This is a genomic window from Ovoidimarina sediminis, assembly GCF_032586175.1.
GTDB lineage: Bacteria > Pseudomonadota > Alphaproteobacteria > Rhodobacterales > Rhodobacteraceae > Ovoidimarina > Ovoidimarina sediminis.
In genome coordinates, this window is the sequence record NZ_JAWHTE010000014.1 from 108690 (window position 1) to 128696 (window position 20007).

Genomic DNA, 20007 nt, shown 5'->3' on the forward strand with positions numbered 1-20007 from the left:
CCCGGGGCGCGATTGTCTACTGCAGGTTGAGGCGGCGCATCACACGATCGAGTTTTTCGCCCTGCGGACTTGTGACCGTTCCAAGAGGCGCGTTCTTCACCGCGTTGTAATAGGCCGCCGGATCGTAGGTGGCGACGCCGAGGGCGAGATGATCGACGGTGAGCAGGCCCATGGCGGCCAGAAGCTCGTAAATCGTGACCGCGCGGTTGATCTGGGCCGAGATCAGGTTCGTCTGCGCATCGAGCAGATCCTGTTCGAGATCGAGCACGTCAAGCGTGGTGCGCGAGCCGACTTCCAGTTCCTCCTGCGCGCCGCGCAATGCGAGGCGGGCGGCGCGGACTTCCTCTTCGGAGGCGCGTTCGCTGGCCACGGAGACGGCAAGATCGGCCCAGGCATTGCCGACGCCCTGTTCGATCCGCTTGTTGACGAAGTGAAGGCTGGCACGGGACGCATCGCGGCGGGCCTGCGACTGGCGGATCACAGAGGAGATATTGCCGCCCGAGTAGATCGGCCCGCGGAGTGTCACGCCCACCGAGCTTGCATCGTCGCCATCTTCGTCGAGCGAGACGCCGACGGTGCCGCGAAGCGTTGGGTTCAGGGCGGCACGGGCAACGGCGATGCCGATTTCGCTTACGGTAACGTTGCGCTGAGCTTCGAGAATGTCGGGATGGCGGCCGAGCGCGATGCCCTTGGCCTCGGCCTCGGATGCCGGGATGCGCGGCGCGGGCGGCGGCGGGCGGAGGCTCATGGGATAGGCGCCGGTGACGGCCTTGTACTCTTCACGCGCCTGAGCGAGCGCGCCCTGCGCAGCGGCAAACCCGGAACGGGCGGCGGCAAGGCGGGCCTCTGCGATCGACACGTCGGTGCGGGTGACTTCGCCCACTTCGAACCTGTCGCGGGCGGCGCGGAGCTGTTGCGTGATCACGCGGACATCGTTTTCACGCAGGCCCACGAAGGCGTTCTGAAGGCGGACGTTGAAATAGGCGTTGACGCCGCGCAAAAGCACATCCTGTTCGATCCCCTTCAGCCCCTCGCGGAGGGCGAGAACGGTTTCCTTCTGGAGATCGATGGTGAGCTGGCTGCGGCCGAAATCGAAGAGAAGCAAGCTTGCTTCGAGCCCGACATTGCCGGTGAGATGGTCGCCGATCGATGGATCGCTGTAGCTGACCCGGCCCACGTATTCGAGCACCGGGCGGAGGCTCGACACCGATTGGGCGACGTCTTCGTCGGCAGCTCGCAGAAGGGCGCGGTTCTGATCGAGAAGATCGCTGGTGCGGTAGGCGTTGATCAATGTGTCGGTGAGCGATTGGGCCCCTGCCGGTAACGCCGTTGCAACGGCAAGTGCCGTCGCGCAAAGTAGGGATTTCAATGTCATGCGTCCCATGGCCAGACTGCCTTTGCTAAAATGAAAACGCGCGCGCGCGTTCGAACCCTGGCAGGACCGGGGCTGCGGCATTGAAGGCGAAGCGCCAGCTGATCTTGCCGTCGACCATGTGGCCGATGCGGCAGACACCAAGCGCGCCTTCCATGAAAACAGCACCGATGCGCCCGCCGTCCTTCAGTTGCGCTTCGAGCCCGGGAGGAATGGATTCAACGCCGCCTTGAATGAGAATCGCGTCGTAGGGCCCGTGTTTCGGGGCACCTTCGGCCAATGTGCCGGCGACGATGACCGCGTTGTCGGCGGCCACGTCCGAAAGGGCAGCCTCGGCTTCGGAGGCCCAGCTTTCATCTTCTTCGACGGCGACAACGGCCTCTGCAAGCCGGGACAGGACGGCCGCGGAATACCCGAGCGCGGGCCCCACATCGAGCACCAGATCAGTCGGACCGATGTTCATGGCATCGAGCATCTTGGCCATCGTGCGCGGCTCGAGAATCACGCGGCCCTGCCCCAGATCCATGTTCTCGCCCACATAGGCCGCCTCGCGGCGATTGTCGGGCACGAAGCGTTCGCGCGGCACCGACAGCATCGCGTCTATGATGGGAAACTTGGTCACGTCGGACGGGCGCACCTGCGTGTCGACCATCATCGTCCGTCGGAGCGCAAAATCGGTCATGTATACTTATCTTCGGTGTCGTTTTTCCAGAACAAGTCCTCGCACATTCCTGCGATCCGGGCAACACCTGCGGCGAATTGCGATACGCCCATCCTCCGCCGTCCACCCTTGGACTTTCAGGGCGTCCTAGCGATGTCAGAGGCGCAGATCGCTGTCTTCGGGCGCGAAGACGCTTTTGACGTCGAACAGCACATGCGGATCGCGGCCATAGGCGCGCAGGCCCCCTGCCCCGGCCTCGCGAAACGCGCAGTGGGCCACGGCGACGATGACGGCATCGTAGCTGCCCGGGGACGGATCCGCGGTCAGGGCGATTCCGTATTCGGCCCTGGCCTCTTCCGCGGAGACCCAGGGGTCGTGCACGTCGACCTCGGCGCCGTATTCCTTCAACTCGGCGATCACATCGATGACACGGGTGTTGCGGAGATCCGGGCAATCTTCCTTGAAGGTTAGCCCGAGAAGGAGGACGCGCGCGCCTCGGACGGGGATGTCTCGGCGGATCAGTTCCTTGACAAGCTTGCCTGCCACATAGGCCCCCATGCCGTCGTTGAGGCGGCGGCCGGCGAGGATGATCTGGGGGTGATAGCCGCTCTGTTCCGCCCGGTAGGTCAGGTAATAGGGATCGACCCCGATGCAGTGGCCGCCGACGAGGCCAGGGCGGAACGGCAGGAAATTCCACTTGCTGCCGGCGGCGCGGAGCACGGTTTCGGTGTCGAGCCCGAGACGGTCGAAGACGATCGCAAGCTCGTTCATCAGCGCGATGTTGAGGTCGCGCTGGGTGTTTTCGATGACCTTCGCGGCCTCGGCAACGCGGATGCTTTCGGCCCGGTACGTGCCCGCGGGGATGATCGCGCGGTAAAGCGCGTCGATCCGTTCCGCCGCCTCGGGCGTGGAGCCGGACGTGACCTTGACGATGTTCGGCAGGCGGCGGGCCTTGTCGCCGGGGTTGATCCGCTCGGGCGAGTAGCCGGCGGTGAAATCGGTGTTGAAGCGGAGGCCAGAGGCACGTTCGAGGATCGGGATACAGACCTCTTCGGTCGCGCCCGGAAAGACGGTGGATTCGTAGACGACGGTGTCGCCGGGTTTCAGGACGGCGCCAACGGTTTCAGAGGCTGCCCGGAGGGGGGCGAGATCGGGGCGCTTGGCCGCATCGATGGGTGTCGGGACCGTCACGATGAAGACGGTGCAGGCGGCGAGATCCGCGGGATCGGTCGAGACGGTGAGATGGGTGGCCGTGCGAAGATCGTCTTCGGGGACCTCGTGGGTGCTGTCAGCCCCGGCCCGGATCTCGGTCACGCGGGCGGTCTTGACGTCGAAGCCCACCGTGTCGAAGACCCGCCCGAAGGCAACGGCCAGCGGCAGGCCCACATAGCCAAGCCCGATCACGCCAATTCGCGGGGTATCTGATGTCATCTCAAAGTGCTCTTCACGCTTAAGTCTTGCCACTGAATGGAAATTCTCAATCCAACCCGCAAGGATTTACCGCAGAGACGGGCCCGATGCCACAGGATTGCGGCGGAATTGCAATTGGTGCGGATGACTCAGAAGAAAAGGTGGAAGAGGACGTAGAGCGCGGCCGCCCAGAAGGCCCCCGTCATGAGGACGATCGGCCCCCAGATCAGGCCGGACCAGCGCGGGAGCGGACCGTCCGACGGTGGCAGGGGCCTGGGCTTTTCGACGACGGCGCAAGACCCGGAGACGCGCGGGTCTGCGCGTCCGACCCGGTGCGCCGGGATATCCAAGCTGATCTTGCCCATTTCCTGCCAATCCGCGTGCCGTGCGGTCAGTGCCTCGGACTTTTTTTCTTTATGCTAACACAGATTAAGAAATCGTTGGTGGTCGCCAGGAAAATCGGTTGCAGGTGTTGCCTAAACTTCCACGGGGCGAGCGCTGTGATAGCTGGTTACGGGCACGTAGCCTGCCATCGCCTCGCCGCCGAGAAGGACGACCGGCCCGACATTGAGCCATGCGTGTGCGGCCATGCCCTCTGCGTCGGACCCCTCGCCCGCGCGGTTCATCTTGGCGCCAAGGATCAGCGTATTTTCCACCCCGCGGCGGTTGAGCATCGCCTTACCGGCCATCCCTTGCATCAGGCAGGTGAAGCGGCCGAAGAACGTGCGGTTCACCGCGCCGATGGCCCACTTCACGTCGCGCAGAAGTTCGAGATCGCCATGGAGATCGGTGGTGCTGTGTGCGCCGGCATGGGCGTGCCCGAGATCGCCCGCATAGCTTCGGAACGGTTTGAACCGCACCGTCCACCAGGCGCGCAGAAGCTCGCGCAGGGCCTCTGCCACGAGGCGCCGCCGCCGGGCGGGTTGTTTCAGAAGTGTCAGGGCGCGCATGGGCCTGGGCTTACCGTTACATCACAGATTGCGCGGCAGGTTAGCGCGACGTGCGCCGCGCGAAAAGACCGGTACGGCGTTACTTCGAGGTTGCATCGTAGACGCCGTCCCAACCGTCGGGCGCGGGGGCGTGCGAAACCTCGGCAAGCCGGGCGCGGTAATTCGCGATATGCGTCTCGAGGCCGGTACCCTGGGCCGCGTTGAGACGATCCAGATCGGCAATCGCGGCCTCGGTTTCCGCCCAGTTTCCGGCGCGGAAGGCGTCGAGCATGCGCGAGTTCGCATCCCTGAGTTCGGCAAAGTCTGCACTTTCGCGCATCGTGGCGTCGCCCATGAGGGCGAAGACGCGTTCGGCCTGGGTTTTGCCCTTCACGCGGATCAGGTCGAGCTCGAGAAAAGCGAAATCTTCGCGTGCGACCTCTTCCGTCGCAGAGCCGACGATGACGGTTTTGCCGTAGTATTTCGACTGGCCTTCGAGCCGGGAGGCGAGGTTCACCGGATCGCCCATGGCGGTGTAGTCGAAGCGGGTGTCGGAGCCCATGTTGCCGACCATGCAGGAGCCGCTCGACACACCAATGCCGATGTTGAGTGCGAGAAACTCGCCGTCTTCGGCCTCTTCGCGGCGGGCCTTGTTCAGAGCTTCGACACTTTGCTGCATCTTCAGGGCCGCGCGGCAGGCGGCGCGGGCATGGTCGTCGTGATCTAGCGGGGCGTTCCAGAAGGCCATGACGGCGTCGCCCATGAACTTATCGATCGTGCCACGTTCTTCGAGGATCGCGTTCGACAGAAGCGTCAGGAAGCGGTTCATGAGCTGCGTGAGGCCCGCGGGGTTCTGGCGGAACCCCTCGGCGATGGCCGTGAAGCCGCGAACGTCACTGAAGAGCAGCGTGAGTTCGCGGGTCTCGCCGCCGAGTTGCAGGGCTTCGCTGTTATCGGTCAGCGCGTTCACGAGATCGGCCGAGACGTAATGGCGGAAGGCATTGCGGATCTCGCGGCGGCGTTTCTCTTCCCGAAGGTAGTTCGCCGTGGCCATGAACATGATGGTGGCAAGCCCGGCGACGATCGGGAAGCTCGGGTCGAGCAGCATCCGCTGCTGCTGGAAGACCCAGAAGGACACGAAACCGCAGGTGGTGAGGAAGAGGAGCGTGGAGAGGACGAGAAAGCTTGCGGTCATGATCGGGGTGAGAATGATCAGGAGCACGCAGATCACGGCCGCGGCGACGAGTTCGACCGCGATGGCGTAGTTCGGGCGGAAGAGGAGCGAGCCCGAGAGCATGTTTTCCATCAGCTGGGCGTGGATTTCGACCCCGGGCACCTGAACGCCCATGGGCGTGGCCCGGAAATCGCCGAGACCGATGGCGGAGGTGCCGACGAGCACAAGGTGGCCATTGAGGCGACCCGGCTCCATCCGGTCGTAGAGAAGATCGGCAGCCGGCACGAAGCGCGAGGGCTGGGAGACGGTAAGATAGGGGCGGACCGTGCCGTCGCCCGCCGTGCGGAAAAAGTTGCGGGCAAGGACGACGCCATCGATGCCCGCGTCATTGGTGCGCAGGACGAACGGCTCGCCTCCCGTGGCAACACGCAGGAGTTCGGGCGCAAGCCCGAGGCGCATCTGACCGTCGACAAGAGCGACGATGGGCAGCCGGCGGTAGATGCCATCCGGGTCGGGCCGCGCGGAGAAGACGCCGCGGCCTGCGGCGGCCTCTTCCAATTCGGGCAGGTTCTGCACGAGTTCGGGCAGCTTCATGATGAAGGGGGCGGGATCGGGGCCCACGACGGCGTGGGGGACCGGAGGTATGCTGGCCTCGTTCCCGAGGCGGTTGAAGGCGCTTCGCACACTGGTCTGCCCGACAACAACGCGGGCGCGGCGGAACGCATCGGCCAGCGTTTCATCGTTGCTGGGCATCGCGGAGAGGGCAACCACGACGGGTTCGGAGAGGTTGGGGTTGTCTTCGGCGATGAGCTGTGGAGACAGCCTGTCGGGTTCGGCGAAGATGATATCGAAGCCGATCGCCGCCGCGCCCGCCTGCGTCGCCTTGTCGACCAGTTCCGCGAAGCGGGTGCGCGGCCAGGGCCACTGGCCGATTTCCGCGATACTGGCGTCGTCAACATCGAGGATCGCGACCGGGAACGCCTCGGGCTCGCGGGGGAGAACGCGCTGGAAGAAATCGAAGGTGAGGTTGCGGACAATCTGAATCGGGATCGGATCAATCACGCGAACGGCGAGCGCGAAGAGCACCAGCCCGAGCGCGATCAGGCGGGCGGTGCCGATCCGACTATAGAGCGCTCTGAACATGGCCGCGTGTCACTGAGGTTATTCTAAGAGTCCAATGCACTGCGGCGCCGTCGTCGTCACAGCACGATCTCTTGCGCAAAAGACGGCAAATGAACCGTAAAGAGGAAGATCAGAACGGCGTCCATCCTCACTGCTATCCCGGCGGTAAACATATAGCGCCTTGGCGAATTAGCCCGGGCGGGCAGCAGCCTCCGGGCTGGCCTTCAAGTCCGGGCGGGCAACATTCGCCGCTTGGAGTAAACCCGGGCAGACAAAGGCCTGGGGCCTGAAGAGGATCGCAAAACTTCTCGCTGAAGCCTTCGGTTTCGATTTGGGTGATCGTCGCCAGGATTTGCGCTTGCTCTGCAGTCAGTCGCGTAATTTCTTCCTCAGTCGTTGCCGCATCAATCTGCAATTGCAGGGCGTCCGCCTCGAACTCCAGTGTCGCTAGAACAACAATTTCCGTGCAAATTTGACTATTGGTAAAACTGCTTCCCGAGCCGCTGAACGTGCTGGAACTTGTCCGGCTTGGCAGGGTCGGATCCTGGTTCCGGGCCTGCGACGGTGTGGTCGGGGTCGTACCGGGCACCTGGTTGTTGCCCTCGTCTTCGTTCTCGGGCTGCTGCGGGTTCTCTCCCGGAGCCTGATCGTTGTTGGAGGCCCCGCCAATCTTTCCAGCCGCGGCACAGGCTTCGAGATCAAGCAAATAGTCTTCCAAGATGTTCAATTCGCTCTGCCTAGGCAACATGAAATCCCTAAGGCTTTGGTCCTCGGGACGCCCTGTCTCTTGATCAAAAGTAGCTATCACGGCGCACTCGTCCGCCGGCACCAGTAGACAGGTGCTTAGATCGACCTCTCCCCCCGGCAACTTCTTACACAGGAGCCCTACACCTTCGGTGAAGACAACTTTGTCGAGGATTGCGTTGGGAGGTGCACCATCCTGCGGCACAGGTGGCTGCGATCCATCGTCTGGCGCAGAGTCAGGCTGACCAGCATTCTCAGGGCGCCGCATTTCAAATGCTGAGCCGCGGATGCCAAGCGTCGAGGTCGGAGTTTCTATGTTGTACGCCTCGCTTTCGCTGTTGCCCGTGATCATTCGCATGATGCCAACGGTGAACCCAACAGCGAGGTTTTCGAAAGTGCCATCATCGTCACCAACGAGAGCCGCATCAATGCTCAAAGATGTACCGGGGCCGACAACAACCCTAGTTTCATCGTTAAGGAGCACATGCATAAGGCCGATATCGGTCGTCTCAAGAAGATCGCCCTGTTCGACCGGTTCGCCACTTTCTGCAGCAATTCGGTCGCCCTCTCGAATAATAAAACCGTTCTCCGCTTGTTCAATCGTGCCCACCTCGGCCAACGCCGTGGATGCGCAGAGCATGGCGATCAATGCGATGCTGCGTTTCATTCTTCCGTCACAATCCAGCATGCCGCCAAGTGCGACAGGCGTTCTAAAAATCTGAAAAGCCCCAAAACGCGGCACAAGCACCCAACCCCCTACTGTCTTCTTCATAGCGCTTATCATAAGGGAATCCTAGAAAAAGGCGCGGCGACGCCTAGAAATCTGCGTTTCTTGGCGCATCAGAACGGGATTTCGCATGTATTGCCGCAATTTCAGGCTCCTAATTCGTGCGATGGGGCGTGCATTTCCACTTTTGGCAGGACGAGCTGGACGCGCCAGAATGTTTGACGCACGTAGCATTTGAGACTGATGACCGGGCAACTCCAGCGGCAGTCGCCCCGTCCGATATGGCCGCCCGGCAATTGCTGCAGCGTCTTAGTCACCTTTCTTCAAGTGCAGTGCAATCTTGTTGGGCGCCGGAAAAGCAAGGCTCAGCCGCCATCACCCTTGAGGTAGGCCTTCTTCTCGGCATGGGTAAAGCTCTGAGCATAGCCGAGACCGAGGATCACCGCGAAAAGGGCTGCGATAGCAGGCATCTGCAGACTGAAGTCGAAGACTGAATGAAATGCCGCCGTCGCCGCACAGCCGAGTGCAAAACAGGAGAAGGCGCGGTTCATATGACGGAGCTTCGCACCGCGGTAGATGCGGGACGCGATCAGGCCCAGCGCGAGAAGGAAGAAGGCAGTTGCGGGAAGGCCGAGCCCAAAAGCGAGTTCGAGATAGTCGTTGTGGGCACGTCTCAGTTCAAGTTGCGATACTTCGAACGGGATGTAAGGGCGAAACGCGTCCTCGAAGGCGCCAAGGCCATGCCCGAACAGTGGGCGGTCCGCAATTGCGTCGACGATGAGAGGATAGATCGTGAAGCGGATTTCCTCTTCGCTGGTGGCGAGAAGGCGTTCGGTAAGTCCCGTTGCGCTGGTGAGGCCGATGAAGATCAGCACCGCAACGAGGAGCCCGAGCATCACCATATCCCACCGAGTTGCCCGGTCGCGACGCCAGGCCAGAAGGAACACCGCAAGACCAACAAGACCCGCAATGCCACCCGCGCGGGATTGCGTCATCGACACGGTTCCAATGCAGACGATCAGGCCGAACGCGTAGATCCAGGCGCCAGAGAAAAACCCTTCGAGGCGACCGCGGAAGCCATCCGTCTGGCGTGAGGAGACATGGAGGTACGCCGCGAGATTGGCAAACGCGCCGAAGGCCACGTATGTGGCGTAATTGTTGCGGTTCACGAAACTCGCCTTCACGACGGCACCGGCCTCGGGGCCGAGGAACATGTTCGTTCGCGTGACCGAGGCATAGAGCGCATAGATGGCTAGACCCGTTGAAAAGAAAGCGATCACCTTGAGCACCGTCGAGGCTCGTCGCCCCTCTGTCGTGGCCCAAACCGTCATAACAAAGATCATCGCATAGCAGAGCAGCCGCACCACGCTCTGCCGTGTTTCGGTCGGGTCGGCCGAAATCGATGCGGCAGCGTCAGGGACGTAGGCCCAGAGCGGGTGCGCGGCAGATGTTGGCATACCGCCAATGGACTGGATCCAGGCCCAGGCCAGAACTGCGAGATAGAGCCCCCCCGGCACCATTAGTCGGTGGATGGCGAGCGGCACAATGCTGGTGAGGCTGAGAAGAATTTGCGCGGAGAAAAGCAGAAAAACTGTGATCGCAAGAAGCGACCAGATGAGCGGGCTGTTTCCGCCGAGGACGAGCACTGACAGAAGCACCAGAGATACGGCCGCATAAAGCACTGCACCCTGCGTCCGCTGAAATGGTTCCTGCCCCACGTCTACGCGCCCCCCTTTGCGTGGCGGTTTGCCTCCGTTCCGGGAGGCCCGGGCGACTTGTTAGCCGAGATTGTACCGCGATTCCATTGTGTTCATGCCTTGCCCGCCTTCCATCGGAACCGTGTGGCTTCCTGTGTTCGGTACCGGAGGGAAGACGCGGTCAATTCCGAAGGCGCGCCTGATCCACGGCTGCGACGATCGAGCTGGTGGCCAAGATCTCTCGCTTTCGGCGCGGCTCAAACCGGCCGAGAATATCAAGATCCCTGGCAATCGCGTCGAAATCAGCCTCTGTCAGCCGGCTTCCGTCTGCGGTCTTGCGCGAAAGGACCCCGGCCAGGTTCAGGCGGGTGCCCGCAAGCGTCTTGTTGTAAGGCGCGATCCGGTAGGAAACCCGCCAGGCCGAAAGGGCGCCCTCGCGATCGCCGAGCTTGGCCCGTGCCCAGGCGAGCGCAGCCCAGGCGTGGGCATTGCCCGGATCTATCCGAACGGCGCTTTGCAACGCAGCGTCGGCGCGCTCGGCACGCTCCAGCGCGAGGTCAGGAGAGAATTGCCGAGTTTGCGCGCCAACGGCGCCCGTGATGACGGTGTTTGCCATCAGGAAACCGTAGCCGCGCTGGAAATCATAGAGGCCGCGGTCATACATCATATGGCTCATCGGAAGACGCCCCTGCCCCACAAGTGTTTCAGAGACGAGACGCGGGTTGAAAGCCGGGGTCTGACCGAGCGTCGACCAGATTGCCGCGGCAGAAATTAGCGCGAGTGCAATCATCATGAGGCGCGGTGCGAGCACGGTTTGGCATCCTCCAGAGTGACTGCGCCTGACGTCAGGTGCCAGGCAGATTGCGGCCGAAGATAGCGGAGCGCCGCACGTGGTGGAACCTGCAATGATTGAGGAAACGGGTTACGCGTGGCGAGTCTGCGTCATACGGTTGATGAGATCGCGATAGATGTCGACCACGATAGCCTGGCTGAACCGCTTCTCCATGAGGGAGCGACCGGCACCGCCGAAGACCGAACGTCCTTCGGGCCCGATCTCGATCATCCGAAGGAGTGCTCGGGCGAGACCGTCGGCGTCGCGAGCGCGGCAAAGCAGCCCCGTCACGCCATCCTGCGCCACGTCGCGGCAGCCGGGAACATCGGTAGCGACGACTGGCCGGCCCATGGCTGCCGCTTCGAGAAGGGTGCGCGGCATGCCTTCCCGGTAGGACGGCAGGACAACGCAATCTGCGGCAGCGATGAATGGCCGGACGTCGCCTGTCTTTCCAAGATACTCGACGACGCCCTCTTCGACCCATGCAGCTACAGTTTCGGCACTGATGGCGGTACGGTTTTCGGCCCCCACCTCGCCCAATAGCTGAAACCGGACCTCGGGGTGCTGTTGGCGCACTGCCCGGGCAGCTTCGACGAATTCCACCACCCCTTTGTCGCGGAGAAGACGGGCGATCAGCAGAAAAGTCACCTGCCCTCCCCCCGAAGCTGGCAGGGGCACGGGGGCGTAATGATCGAGGTCTATGCCGGAGCCCGGGACAAGCACCGCTTGCGCTTCGCGCACCATACCCCGCTCGACAAAGAGGTCGCGATCGTCCCCGTTCTGAAAGATCACGTGGGGCAGCGGGCGGAACGCCTGACGGTAGAGGCGTACCGCGACGGCCTCGAGCGCGCCGCCGCTGAGAAACGCTGTGCCGAGACCCGAGACGTTCGGCAGAAAAGGCAATGCAAGTGTACGCGCGGCGAGACCGCCATAGATGTTCGGTTTTATGGTGTAGCTGAGGACGAGATCTGGCGCCTCCTCTTGCAGCGCGCGGCGATAGGCACGGATCAGAAGCATGTCGCTCAGGGGTGAGGTACCCTTGCTGTCAATCGCAATGGACCGGTGCGGCACCTCGTGGCCGGCGAGAGCCACAACGCCCTCATCCTCGGGTGCGAGGGCCACGAGATCGTGTCCCTCGGCCTTCAATGCCTCGATCACCGGCTTGCGGAAATGCGCGAGGTTCCAGGAAGCGTTGGCTGTGAGGAGGATCTTCACGGGGCGGCTGGACCTGCGGTGAACGCATGAAGCGATGGATAACAGTCACAGGCCTAGCAGGGCTGACGGTATGTGGGAAGGCGGTTGCGACCCAACTGCGCCTTTGCACGTGTCATCGTTTCCTTTTGCATGGCATTCGATTTATGCAGTGTCCAAATGGAGGACGCGCGACATGATAAAGACGACGATTGCCGGAAGCCTGCCGAAGCCGAGCTGGCTGGCCGAACCCGAGAAGCTCTGGGCGCCCTGGCGGCTTGAAGGTGACGGGCTGATCGAGGGGCAGCGGGATGCCGCCCTGCGATGGCTGAAGATCCAGGACGAGGCAGGAATCGACATCCAGTCGGATGGCGAGCAGTTCAGGAAGCATTTCGTGCACGGTTTCCTCGAGGAGGTCGAAGGGATCGACTGGGGCCTGATGACGACCATGGGGATCCGCGACAACCGGTATGAGGCGCAGGTCCCGACGGTGACTTCAGAAGTGCGGCGGAAGGGATCGGTGCATGGCGAGAGCGTAAAATTCCTGCGCGCCCATGCTGCCAGCGAACTCAAGTTCACACTGCCCGGCCCGATGACGATTTGCGACACGATCGCGGATGCGCATTACGGCAGCCGGCCGGAGATGGCGATGGCTTTTGCCGGGCTCCTGAACGAGGAGGCGCGAGAGCTTGAAGCCCTGGGTGTCGATGTGATCCAGTTCGACGAGCCCGCCTTCAACGCCTTCATGGATCAGGTGCCTGTATGGGGTGTCGATTGCCTACATCGTGCGATCGAAGGGCTGAGCTGCAAGACGGCGGTGCATATCTGTTACGGCTATGGCATCCAGCAGAATATCGACTGGAAGGCTTCGCTTGGCGAGGAATGGCGCCAGTACGAAGAGTTCTTTCCGGCGCTGAACGAAAGCCGGATCGATCAGGTTTCGCTGGAATGCGCGGATTCCCACGTACCCCTGTCGGTTCTTTCGACGCTGAAGGACAAGGAAGTGCTGGTGGGCGCGATCAACGTGGCGACGAACGAGATCGAGACGCCGCAGAAGGTGGCCGCGACGCTTCGTGCGGCGATGGAATTCGTCGATCCCGAACGGCTGATCGCCTGCACGAATTGCGGGATGGCCCCCTTGCCCGTCGAGGTGGCGGAAGGGAAGCTGATGGCTTTGGGCGCAGGCGCCGAGATCCTGCGGAAGGAGCTTCGCGGCTAGCCGTTTCAGCGGGGCGTCGCGCCCATCTTCCGCCAGACCCAGCGGGCCGTGGCGAGGAGGCGGGCATCTTCGCCTGCCCGGCCCACGAGTTGCACCCCCATCGGCAGGCCGTTCGGGGTGGCGAGCAGCGGAAGCGTGATTGCCGGGGTGCCCGCCATCGTCCAGAGCCCGTTGAAGATCGAATCTCCCGTCGAGCCGAGCCCTGCCGGCGCCGGGCCGAGGGCCGCGGGGCAGAGGAGCGCGTCGTACTCGGCGAAAAGCGGCTCGAGCGCGGGGGTGAGCGCCGCCTGCACCTTGAGAGCAGCAATGTATTCGGTGGCGGGCAAAGCCATACCCTCGCGGATCGCATCGCGGGTTTTGGGGCCAAGGCGATCTGCCCCGGTTTCGATGTACCGGCGGTAGTAATGGGCCATCTCGGCGGCATTGATGCGGGCGCGATGGGTGGCGGCCTCGTCGAATACGGACGGCAGGTCGGCGTCTGTGACGACGGGCCCGAGAGCCTCGCGGAACGCATCCATGGCATCGGTGAGAGCTTGGTCGGCCCGCTCCTGACCCGGCAGGCGGATATGGGCCAGTCTGGGCCGGGCATCGTGCTGCGCCTCGCCTCCGGTTTCCGCCCCCTTCCCGCCCATCAGAACCGCGGCGAGGAGCTGCGCGCCCTCGGGGTCGCGGGCGAAGACGCCCAGCGTATCGAGACTGTGGGATTGCATGCAGACACCGGCACGCGGGATGGCGCCGAAGCTTGGCTTGAAGCCGGTGATGCCACAGAACGAGGCGGGGCGGATTACCGACCCTCCCGTCTGGGTGCCGACCGCGAGCGGGATCATCCCGTCTGCCACCGCGGCAGCCGAGCCCGAGGAGGAGCCACCAGGGGTATGGCCGGGGTTTCTTGGGTTCCGCGTCTTGTTCGGGTGGAGGAAGGCAAGTTCGGTGGTGACGGTCTTACCGAAAATGAGTGCACCTGCCTCCCTGAGACGGCGGACGATGGCGGCATCTTCCTCGGGCACCCTGCCCGCATCGACGGGGCAGCCGTTTTCCGTAGGGATCCCGGCGGTGTCGATGATGTCCTTCAGCCCGACAGGCAAACCGTGAAGGGGGCCAAGGGGCGCACCAGAGGCGCGGAGCGTGTCAAGGCGTTCTGCCTCGCGAAGCACGTATGTCGGATCGAACCAGGCCCAGGCACGGATCTCGGGCTCCCGCATCTCGATCCTTTCGATGCAGGCGCAAGCCAGATCGAACGCCGTGAGCGCGCCCGTGGCGAGACGTTTGCGGAGGTCAGCGGCAGAGAGCGTCGGGAGGGGGGGAACTGTCATGGGAGGCTTCGCTGAGGTCGTCGGACGGTGGATGCGCGCGGCAAGAGATTTGCGCCGCATAAACCGCAGATTTCGATTTAGCGCATGTAAGTGCGTGCGCAAGAGAACAGGTTATTCTTTGTCCGCAGTCAGGATCGATACGCTGCGCCATCGGTTTTTTTTAATCATGACTGGTATGCGTTTCACCAGATATTCGTCTTTATGGGAGGCTATTTTGAGAATATTTCATATTAAAACAAAATCTTAATTCCCATCAGGCCGACGGACAACCAAAGGTAGAAATTGGCTTTGTTTCGAAATTATGGGTTCCCGTGTCGCAGCCAGGTCTTGAGGGCACGGCTGCGCCTGGTCTCTGCCCCGCGTCGGTAACGACGAAACACTCGCACCTTTCTCAGCAACTCCGCAGGACGGTTGGGGTTCGTCTTCCTGAGTATTCTGGCGATAAGTGCCAGGAGAGGCTCTCGTTGAGCGGAGAGCTCCGCTGCCACAAACTTTAGTAATTCATCATCGTCATAGTCGGGGCCATCCTCAAGCAGCTCGGCCAGGCTGCGTCGACCGCGTTTGCCGAAGACCTCTGCGACTTTGGTGAGGTGGTCCTGCTCCGCAATTGTCGCGCGCGCGAGATGGGCCTCTGCCTCGGCAAGGGCCAGCGCAGCCCGGTCTTTATCAGAAGCAAGGAGACCTGGAAGGTTGGCGTCGACGTCCTGCAGAATGATCCTGTACCAACGGAGGACTTCGTTGATGTCCAGTTGTCCAGTCAGCCCATGCTGTCGTGCATTTGCAGACGCGCGCCTCTTTCCGGCCGTCGTCGTTGGTCCGGTGCTGCGCTTTGCATTCCCACAATTGGCCTTGTGTTGTCGCTCAGTCGACATTGTTTTCGATCACGTCCGCATCCTGCACATTGGAGCGGATGCGTTTGCCCTTAAGCTGATCGTAATCCTCACGCAGACGACGTCGGCGCGGCTCGAGTTCTGCAATGTGACGCTCGATTGGACTGAGAGCGTCCCGCTCAAGTGAATAGGCCTCAGCAAGCAATGCACCTTCCTCAACGCCATGCTGAGAGAGTTCGACCAATGCGGCATTGCGCTCCTTTGATTCACCGCTGATCAAGGCATCTGCCAGCGCCTCTGCTTTTTCCGCGTCTTCATCCTCATCGGAATATGGATTGTAAAAAACGTGTTTTGCCAAATGCCGAAATCGCTTAAGCCAAAGATCGTCACGGATGGTTCGGAAGCGATGCGCCTCCCACTCAAGCTCTACGAGGTTCTCGGCAAGCGCAGCTTCGTAAGGAGTGCCGGGATTGAGATCGTTCAGAAGAGCTTCACGAAGGGCGTCGTAGGCGACGCTGTCTTCCCCAGGAAGACGACGCCGCCGAGGTATCAGGTCAAAGAGTTCGACCGAGATAGACGCCGTCGGGGCGGTTTGCCTCCCCATAATCTTACCTCATATTGTTAAACTTTTTACGGAGGGCACAAAATATGGCGTAGCCTCGGGTGGAAGTCAAGCTTGCGAAGAGCTTCGGGAGCGCCAGATTTTCGGTGAAAGTGAGGCACACTTGGAACAACCCAACGAAGACGTTTGGATATGAACTCTTGAGCCCGCTCTCTGAATTCTCGACCGTCCGCAGGTTGGACATCACTAACTGGGGCGCCGGAAGTCTTCGAATAACCTTCGCCAAGGGATACCGGATCGTTACTGAGAAGGCTTTACTGCGATCAAGTCTCTACGCGAGAGCCAACTGGCGGAAGATCAGATATATTGACGGTGCGAGGGCATCCAATGGTTTCCTGCCCCACCCATGGAAAGCGATGAACCGCTATCTCAGTGCGACGCCTAGGAAGAACCTGTTGAAGTAAAGTCTAGCCGCACCTGCTTAATGCCATAAGAGATCGATAACGTCGCCGTCTGCATCAAACTTTGGCTTATTGATGGCTGGATCAAAGTCGCAGTAGTCATCACAGCCACCGCCTCCGTCGCCATCAATCGAGCAATGTTGCGGCGAAACTACCGAGAGACAGAGGCGATCCCAAGTGCGGGCCTCTATTGCGATCCTGGTAAATGGGAGAGGAAGTGTTCTGCGGGCCGCTGAGCGGCCCGCAGCTCTGATATCAAATGATCAGGAAGTCATCCTCATCAAATATGCCGGACGCCACTGTGATGCTTGCAACTAGAACTGCATCGTCCCCTCCTGCACCGTCGGCGTCAAAGAATAGGTTCCCTGAGTCGGTGTCGTAGAGGAAGAAGTCATTGGCGTCTGCAGCGCTTATTGCGTCCACGTTTGTACCAGACACGAAACTGCTTGCATCGAGTGTCCCTGCAACAAGCGGCGAGAACCCGGAGGCATAGAATACCAGCGTATCGAGACTGTCCGCTTCGAAGTCAGTTATCGCATCGGGCAGTTCATTCAGCGACATGAAGACAAAGCTGTCTGCATCAGCGCCACCGGTAAGCGTATCCGCGCCAAGACCCCCATAGATGGTGTCGTTGCCCGCCAGACCATTGATCACGTCATTACCGTCAAGGCCGGCGATGATGTTGGCGTTGGCATTACCATTCAAGGGATCGTTGCCGAGCTCGGTGCCGATGAAATTGTCGCCGCTATCCGGTATCCAGTTCAGATAGAAGAGGCTGTCAATCGTATCTCCGTCTTCATCGACACCGACGACATCGAATTGCATTTCGATTGGTTGCAATGGATTGGTGAGCGAGACGGAGAAGATTCCGAGCTTAAACTTGGAAAAGTCGGGCTCTTCATCCACGTTCAGTGCCGTTATCTGCACAGATGTGAAATCCTGGCCTACAACAGCGTATTCCCAATCCTTCTGCATGATGTCTTCGGTTATGAGCGACTTCCCGTCGCCTCCGAAGAGATTGGCATCATTGCCCAGATCCATAACAAGAGTGTGCGACACCAATACCGGCTCATCAAAGCCCGGGATGTTGATCTCAAAATCATCAGTCCCCCAGGTCCCATTGTAGTAGACGCGTTGTATATTGTCGGCGTCATCTAGGATCACGACGTATTCCATTACGAGAGCAACGTCGTTCGGGTCCCCATAGAGTGTCGCTGTAGGCGTGTCATCGAGCTCCTCTCCGGGACCGACATCATCGTTCGAGAGTATCTCGATCTTGAAGCTCGTCGTGGGATCAGAAGAGTTCACATCTTCAATGACTTGCCGGAAGGCAGAAGCCGTCAGGACAGTGTCGTAGTAGAAGTACTTGTCCGGTGGACCACTCCATGTGAGTTCGGTAACGAAATCGAAACGCACGGACTCGGGTTCGAATACGTCCGGAGCCACCTCGATAAGATCGCCGATGCTCTGGCCCGCGCCGACGCCAACCGAGAAATCACTCGTATTAACTGAGTCATTACCCGAAATCAGGAAGTCAATCTCGTTGTTGTCGTCGTTCGCGCCGACGCCGGCAAGATTTTCGTTCCCGCCCTTTGCGTCTGCAAAGTTGATATCCCGGAATTCAGCGCCTGTCGCCAGGACATCAAAGTACTCGACACTATAGCTATCTGTGTCCGCATCGAGCTCGACGATGAAGGCGAGCCAGTCGGGAGCCGTGATAGCGGTATAGTCATTTGTCGGAACGAAGTTCGTCGTTGCATCAACTACATTTGTTACACCGACAAGCATGTCATCTGTGCCGTCCAGATCGCTGTCATAGAGGAGGTACGAGACTGCCTTTCGCCCACTATCAGTGATCGCGAAGATCTGGTTACCGTCAGTGTCGAGCGCATTTGCGCCATCAAGTGATCCTGCGAAATACACGGCGCCGATTTCGTCGGCTCCAACAGCACCGTCCCAGCCAAGTGCGAAGGTGTTGTTTTCCGTGCCAATAGTCCCATCGTTGAAGAGGAAGCCGTTCTCCGGGAAGAACTCGATCGGAACGTCGTTCTCGACCGCGACCGTGAACTGTCCGGCCGGCACGCCAATCACCTTGTCTCCGTCGAAGTCGGTGCCCTCGAGGATCGGCGAGAAGTCGATCGCATCGATCGAGTCGCCACCGGCAACCAGAAGCCAGGTCGACTGATCCGGGTCGTAGACCGTGTCAGAAGCGCCAAGCCCCAGTAGGGTCAGGATATCGGTCGTCCCCTCGACCTCGAGAACACCCTCGTAGCGGATCTCAATCTCACCCGTAGAGGTGAAGGTGACGTCAACGCCGTTCTGCTCGAGAGCGGCCTCGAGCTGTGCTAGCCCATCGCCGGTCGTATAGGTGTAGCTAGACAGAGTCGTCCCCTCGGCGTCCTTCAGCGTGATCGTGTCAACGCCGTTCGTAAGGCTGCTGAGATCCGTTGCGTCATTGCCGCGCACCCGCAGCGTCACGTCGTGATCCAGCTGGTCATCCAGGTCATAAAGCCAGGATCCGTCCGCGTTCACACGCAACGAGAACACCAGCCGTCCGCCCGCCGTTGCAGACAGAATCCAGGCGTCGTCTTTGCTGTCGGCATCGGTGTCATAGCCCACAACGTTGTAGCTCAGCGCGTCGCCCTTCGACGTTAGCGCAGGCATATCCGACCCCACGTTGCCGACTGTCAGTGACGTGGTCAGAGGCTCGTCTGCGCCCACGCTAAAGAGCGCCGTCAGAGAACCTGCTGCGCCACCGGTCTCATCACCGTCGGAGTTCGAACCACCCTCGATATTGCCGATCGACAGGTCGTCAACGTCATTGTCGTCGAACCCGTCGCCGTCATCGTCGTCGCCATCATTCGGGTTCGCGTCGCTCCCCGCGGCGTCATCGACGTCGTCATTGTCGTCCGCGTCGCTGTCTGCCGAATCCAGGTAGTCCTCCGCGACAGCACCCGTCACCGCAGACGCCTGACCATCCGGAACAGGCGCGTCGTTCTCGATGTCTACGAGCAGACCGTTGTCGAGGACCAGCTTGTCCCCGTCGTCGTCGGAGGCCTCGAACGCCCCGGCGATGTCGATGCGGTCTTTGTCGCCCTCGCCCTCGCCCGTGTCGAGATCGTCGTCATCGTCATTGTCGACCTGGTCGAGAAGGACGAACTGGAACATCTCCGTCTCGGGCGTCTCCGCATCGCCCGTGTTATCGTCATCTTCGATCGGCTCGATCCGGAAGATCACACGGTCGACGTTGTCCGCCGTGAGGTCGTCCGGCTTGGCCCCGGTCGCGGTGTCGTCAAGCAGCGTCACCCCGAGGATGTCGCCCTCGTCTCCGAAGTCGCCCGCTGTGTCGACGTACCAGTAGATGCCGTCGCCCTGCGACGTCAGACGCTCGGCGTCGGCGTTGTCGCCGGCCACCGCCAGCCGCGTCACGTCCGTGCCGGTCAGCGCGGTCGCGTCGCTGCCCGTCACCAGCGCAAAGCTCGCAGGCTCGTCTGCACCCACCGTCACCAACTGGATCAGGTCCTCGTAGAGGATCGCCGCCGTGGTCGTCTTGTTGCCGACCTCCGCTCCGGTCTCGTTGCCGGTCGATCCGATGACGTTGTCGCCACCAACCGGAACGACGTCGTCCGGGTCGTAGTTGTTCAGCGCGTCCTCGTGTACCGTCTTCAGAACCGTCGCAGTGTTCTGAACAGGCGCGTCGTTCTCGATGTCTACGAGCAGACCGTTGTCGAGGACCAGCTTGTCCCCGTCGTCGTCGGAGGCC

General features: G+C 61.3%; 14 protein-coding genes and 1 pseudogene. 2 read left to right on the forward strand and 13 right to left on the reverse strand.

Annotated features, from left to right (window positions below):
* Nucleotides 1-16: 16 nt before the first annotated feature.
* The 10 genes from RXV90_RS16275 to RXV90_RS16320 form a co-directional block, all read right to left on the reverse strand.
* Nucleotides 17-1384, reverse strand: coding sequence for a TolC family outer membrane protein (locus RXV90_RS16275; protein ID WP_316649932.1), 1368 nt, complete (start codon nucleotides 1382-1384; stop codon nucleotides 17-19).
* Nucleotides 1385-1400: 16 nt separating this feature from the next.
* Entirely contained in the window at nucleotides 1401-2054 is a 654-nt protein-coding gene (locus RXV90_RS16280) for a protein-L-isoaspartate O-methyltransferase family protein (RefSeq protein ID WP_316649933.1), read from the reverse strand.
* Between the two features lie 135 nt (nucleotides 2055-2189).
* On the reverse strand, nucleotides 2190-3464 hold the full coding sequence (tviB, locus tag RXV90_RS16285; RefSeq protein ID WP_316649935.1) for a Vi polysaccharide biosynthesis UDP-N-acetylglucosamine C-6 dehydrogenase TviB: 1275 nt from the start codon (nucleotides 3462-3464) through the stop codon (nucleotides 2190-2192).
* A 128-nt stretch (nucleotides 3465-3592) separates the two neighbouring features.
* Complete coding sequence (locus RXV90_RS16290; RefSeq protein WP_316649937.1) at nucleotides 3593-3808, reverse strand: hypothetical protein; 216 nt, start codon at nucleotides 3806-3808, stop codon at nucleotides 3593-3595.
* A 111-nt stretch (nucleotides 3809-3919) separates the two neighbouring features.
* Entirely contained in the window at nucleotides 3920-4393 is a 474-nt protein-coding gene (locus RXV90_RS16295; RefSeq protein ID WP_316649938.1) for a lasso peptide biosynthesis B2 protein, read from the reverse strand.
* Between the two features lie 79 nt (nucleotides 4394-4472).
* On the reverse strand, nucleotides 4473-6689 hold the full coding sequence (locus RXV90_RS16300; RefSeq protein ID WP_316649939.1) for a CHASE2 domain-containing protein: 2217 nt from the start codon (nucleotides 6687-6689) through the stop codon (nucleotides 4473-4475).
* A 133-nt stretch (nucleotides 6690-6822) separates the two neighbouring features.
* Complete coding sequence (locus RXV90_RS16305) at nucleotides 6823-8079, reverse strand: FecR family protein (RefSeq protein WP_316649940.1); 1257 nt, start codon at nucleotides 8077-8079, stop codon at nucleotides 6823-6825.
* A 425-nt stretch (nucleotides 8080-8504) separates the two neighbouring features.
* Nucleotides 8505-9857, reverse strand: a complete 1353-nt coding sequence (locus RXV90_RS16310; protein ID WP_316649941.1) for an O-antigen ligase family protein — start codon at nucleotides 9855-9857, stop codon at nucleotides 8505-8507.
* Between the two features lie 160 nt (nucleotides 9858-10017).
* A complete protein-coding gene (locus RXV90_RS16315) occupies nucleotides 10018-10647 on the reverse strand; it encodes a hypothetical protein (RefSeq protein WP_316649942.1) in 630 nt (209 codons plus the stop codon).
* A gap of 111 nt (nucleotides 10648-10758) precedes the next feature.
* Nucleotides 10759-11883: a glycosyltransferase family 4 protein gene (locus RXV90_RS16320; RefSeq protein ID WP_316649943.1), complete on the reverse strand. Its 1125-nt coding sequence runs from the start codon at nucleotides 11881-11883 to the stop codon at nucleotides 10759-10761.
* Nucleotides 11884-12055: 172 nt separating this feature from the next.
* Between RXV90_RS16320 and RXV90_RS16325 the strand changes: the two genes are divergently transcribed.
* Nucleotides 12056-13078 (forward strand): methionine synthase, encoded by a 1023-nt coding sequence (locus tag RXV90_RS16325; RefSeq protein ID WP_316649944.1) that lies wholly within the window; start codon nucleotides 12056-12058, stop codon nucleotides 13076-13078.
* Between the two features lie 5 nt (nucleotides 13079-13083).
* Here RXV90_RS16325 and RXV90_RS16330 read toward each other — a convergent pair whose 3' ends face one another.
* Nucleotides 13084-14391, reverse strand: a complete 1308-nt coding sequence (locus RXV90_RS16330; protein ID WP_316649945.1) for an amidase — start codon at nucleotides 14389-14391, stop codon at nucleotides 13084-13086.
* Nucleotides 14392-15252: 861 nt separating this feature from the next.
* Nucleotides 15253-15825, reverse strand: a complete 573-nt coding sequence (locus RXV90_RS16335; protein ID WP_316649946.1) for a hypothetical protein — start codon at nucleotides 15823-15825, stop codon at nucleotides 15253-15255.
* Nucleotides 15826-15884: 59 nt separating this feature from the next.
* Between RXV90_RS16335 and RXV90_RS16340 the strand changes: the two genes are divergently transcribed.
* The gene (locus RXV90_RS16340) at nucleotides 15885-16247 is read left to right on the forward strand and encodes a hypothetical protein (RefSeq protein ID WP_316649947.1); all 363 of its coding nucleotides are present in this window, start codon (nucleotides 15885-15887) and stop codon (nucleotides 16245-16247) included.
* 252 nt (nucleotides 16248-16499) lie between these two features.
* On the opposite strand, the pseudogene RXV90_RS16345 reads toward RXV90_RS16340, so the two are convergent.
* Nucleotides 16500-20007 (reverse strand): annotated as a pseudogene (locus RXV90_RS16345) (hypothetical protein); the annotation flags it as partial.

What these genes read in the sequence shown, in the direction of transcription:
- RXV90_RS16335 (WP_316649946.1), bottom strand. Translation starts at nt 15,825, where the DNA reads ATGGGGAGGCAAACCGCCCCGACGGCGTCTATCTCGGTCGAACTCTTT.
- RXV90_RS16305 (WP_316649940.1), bottom strand. Translation starts at nt 8,079, where the DNA reads ATGAAACGCAGCATCGCATTGATCGCCATGCTCTGCGCATCCACGGCG.
- RXV90_RS16275 (WP_316649932.1), bottom strand. Translation starts at nt 1,384, where the DNA reads ATGGGACGCATGACATTGAAATCCCTACTTTGCGCGACGGCACTTGCC.
- RXV90_RS16330 (WP_316649945.1), bottom strand. Translation starts at nt 14,391, where the DNA reads ATGACAGTTCCCCCCCTCCCGACGCTCTCTGCCGCTGACCTCCGCAAA.
- RXV90_RS16300 (WP_316649939.1), bottom strand. Translation starts at nt 6,689, where the DNA reads ATGTTCAGAGCGCTCTATAGTCGGATCGGCACCGCCCGCCTGATCGCG.
- RXV90_RS16280 (WP_316649933.1), bottom strand. Translation starts at nt 2,054, where the DNA reads ATGACCGATTTTGCGCTCCGACGGACGATGATGGTCGACACGCAGGTG.
- RXV90_RS16295 (WP_316649938.1), bottom strand. Translation starts at nt 4,393, where the DNA reads ATGCGCGCCCTGACACTTCTGAAACAACCCGCCCGGCGGCGGCGCCTC.
- RXV90_RS16290 (WP_316649937.1), bottom strand. Translation starts at nt 3,808, where the DNA reads ATGGGCAAGATCAGCTTGGATATCCCGGCGCACCGGGTCGGACGCGCA.
- RXV90_RS16325 (WP_316649944.1), top strand. Translation starts at nt 12,056, where the DNA reads ATGATAAAGACGACGATTGCCGGAAGCCTGCCGAAGCCGAGCTGGCTG.
- tviB (WP_316649935.1), bottom strand. Translation starts at nt 3,464, where the DNA reads ATGACATCAGATACCCCGCGAATTGGCGTGATCGGGCTTGGCTATGTG.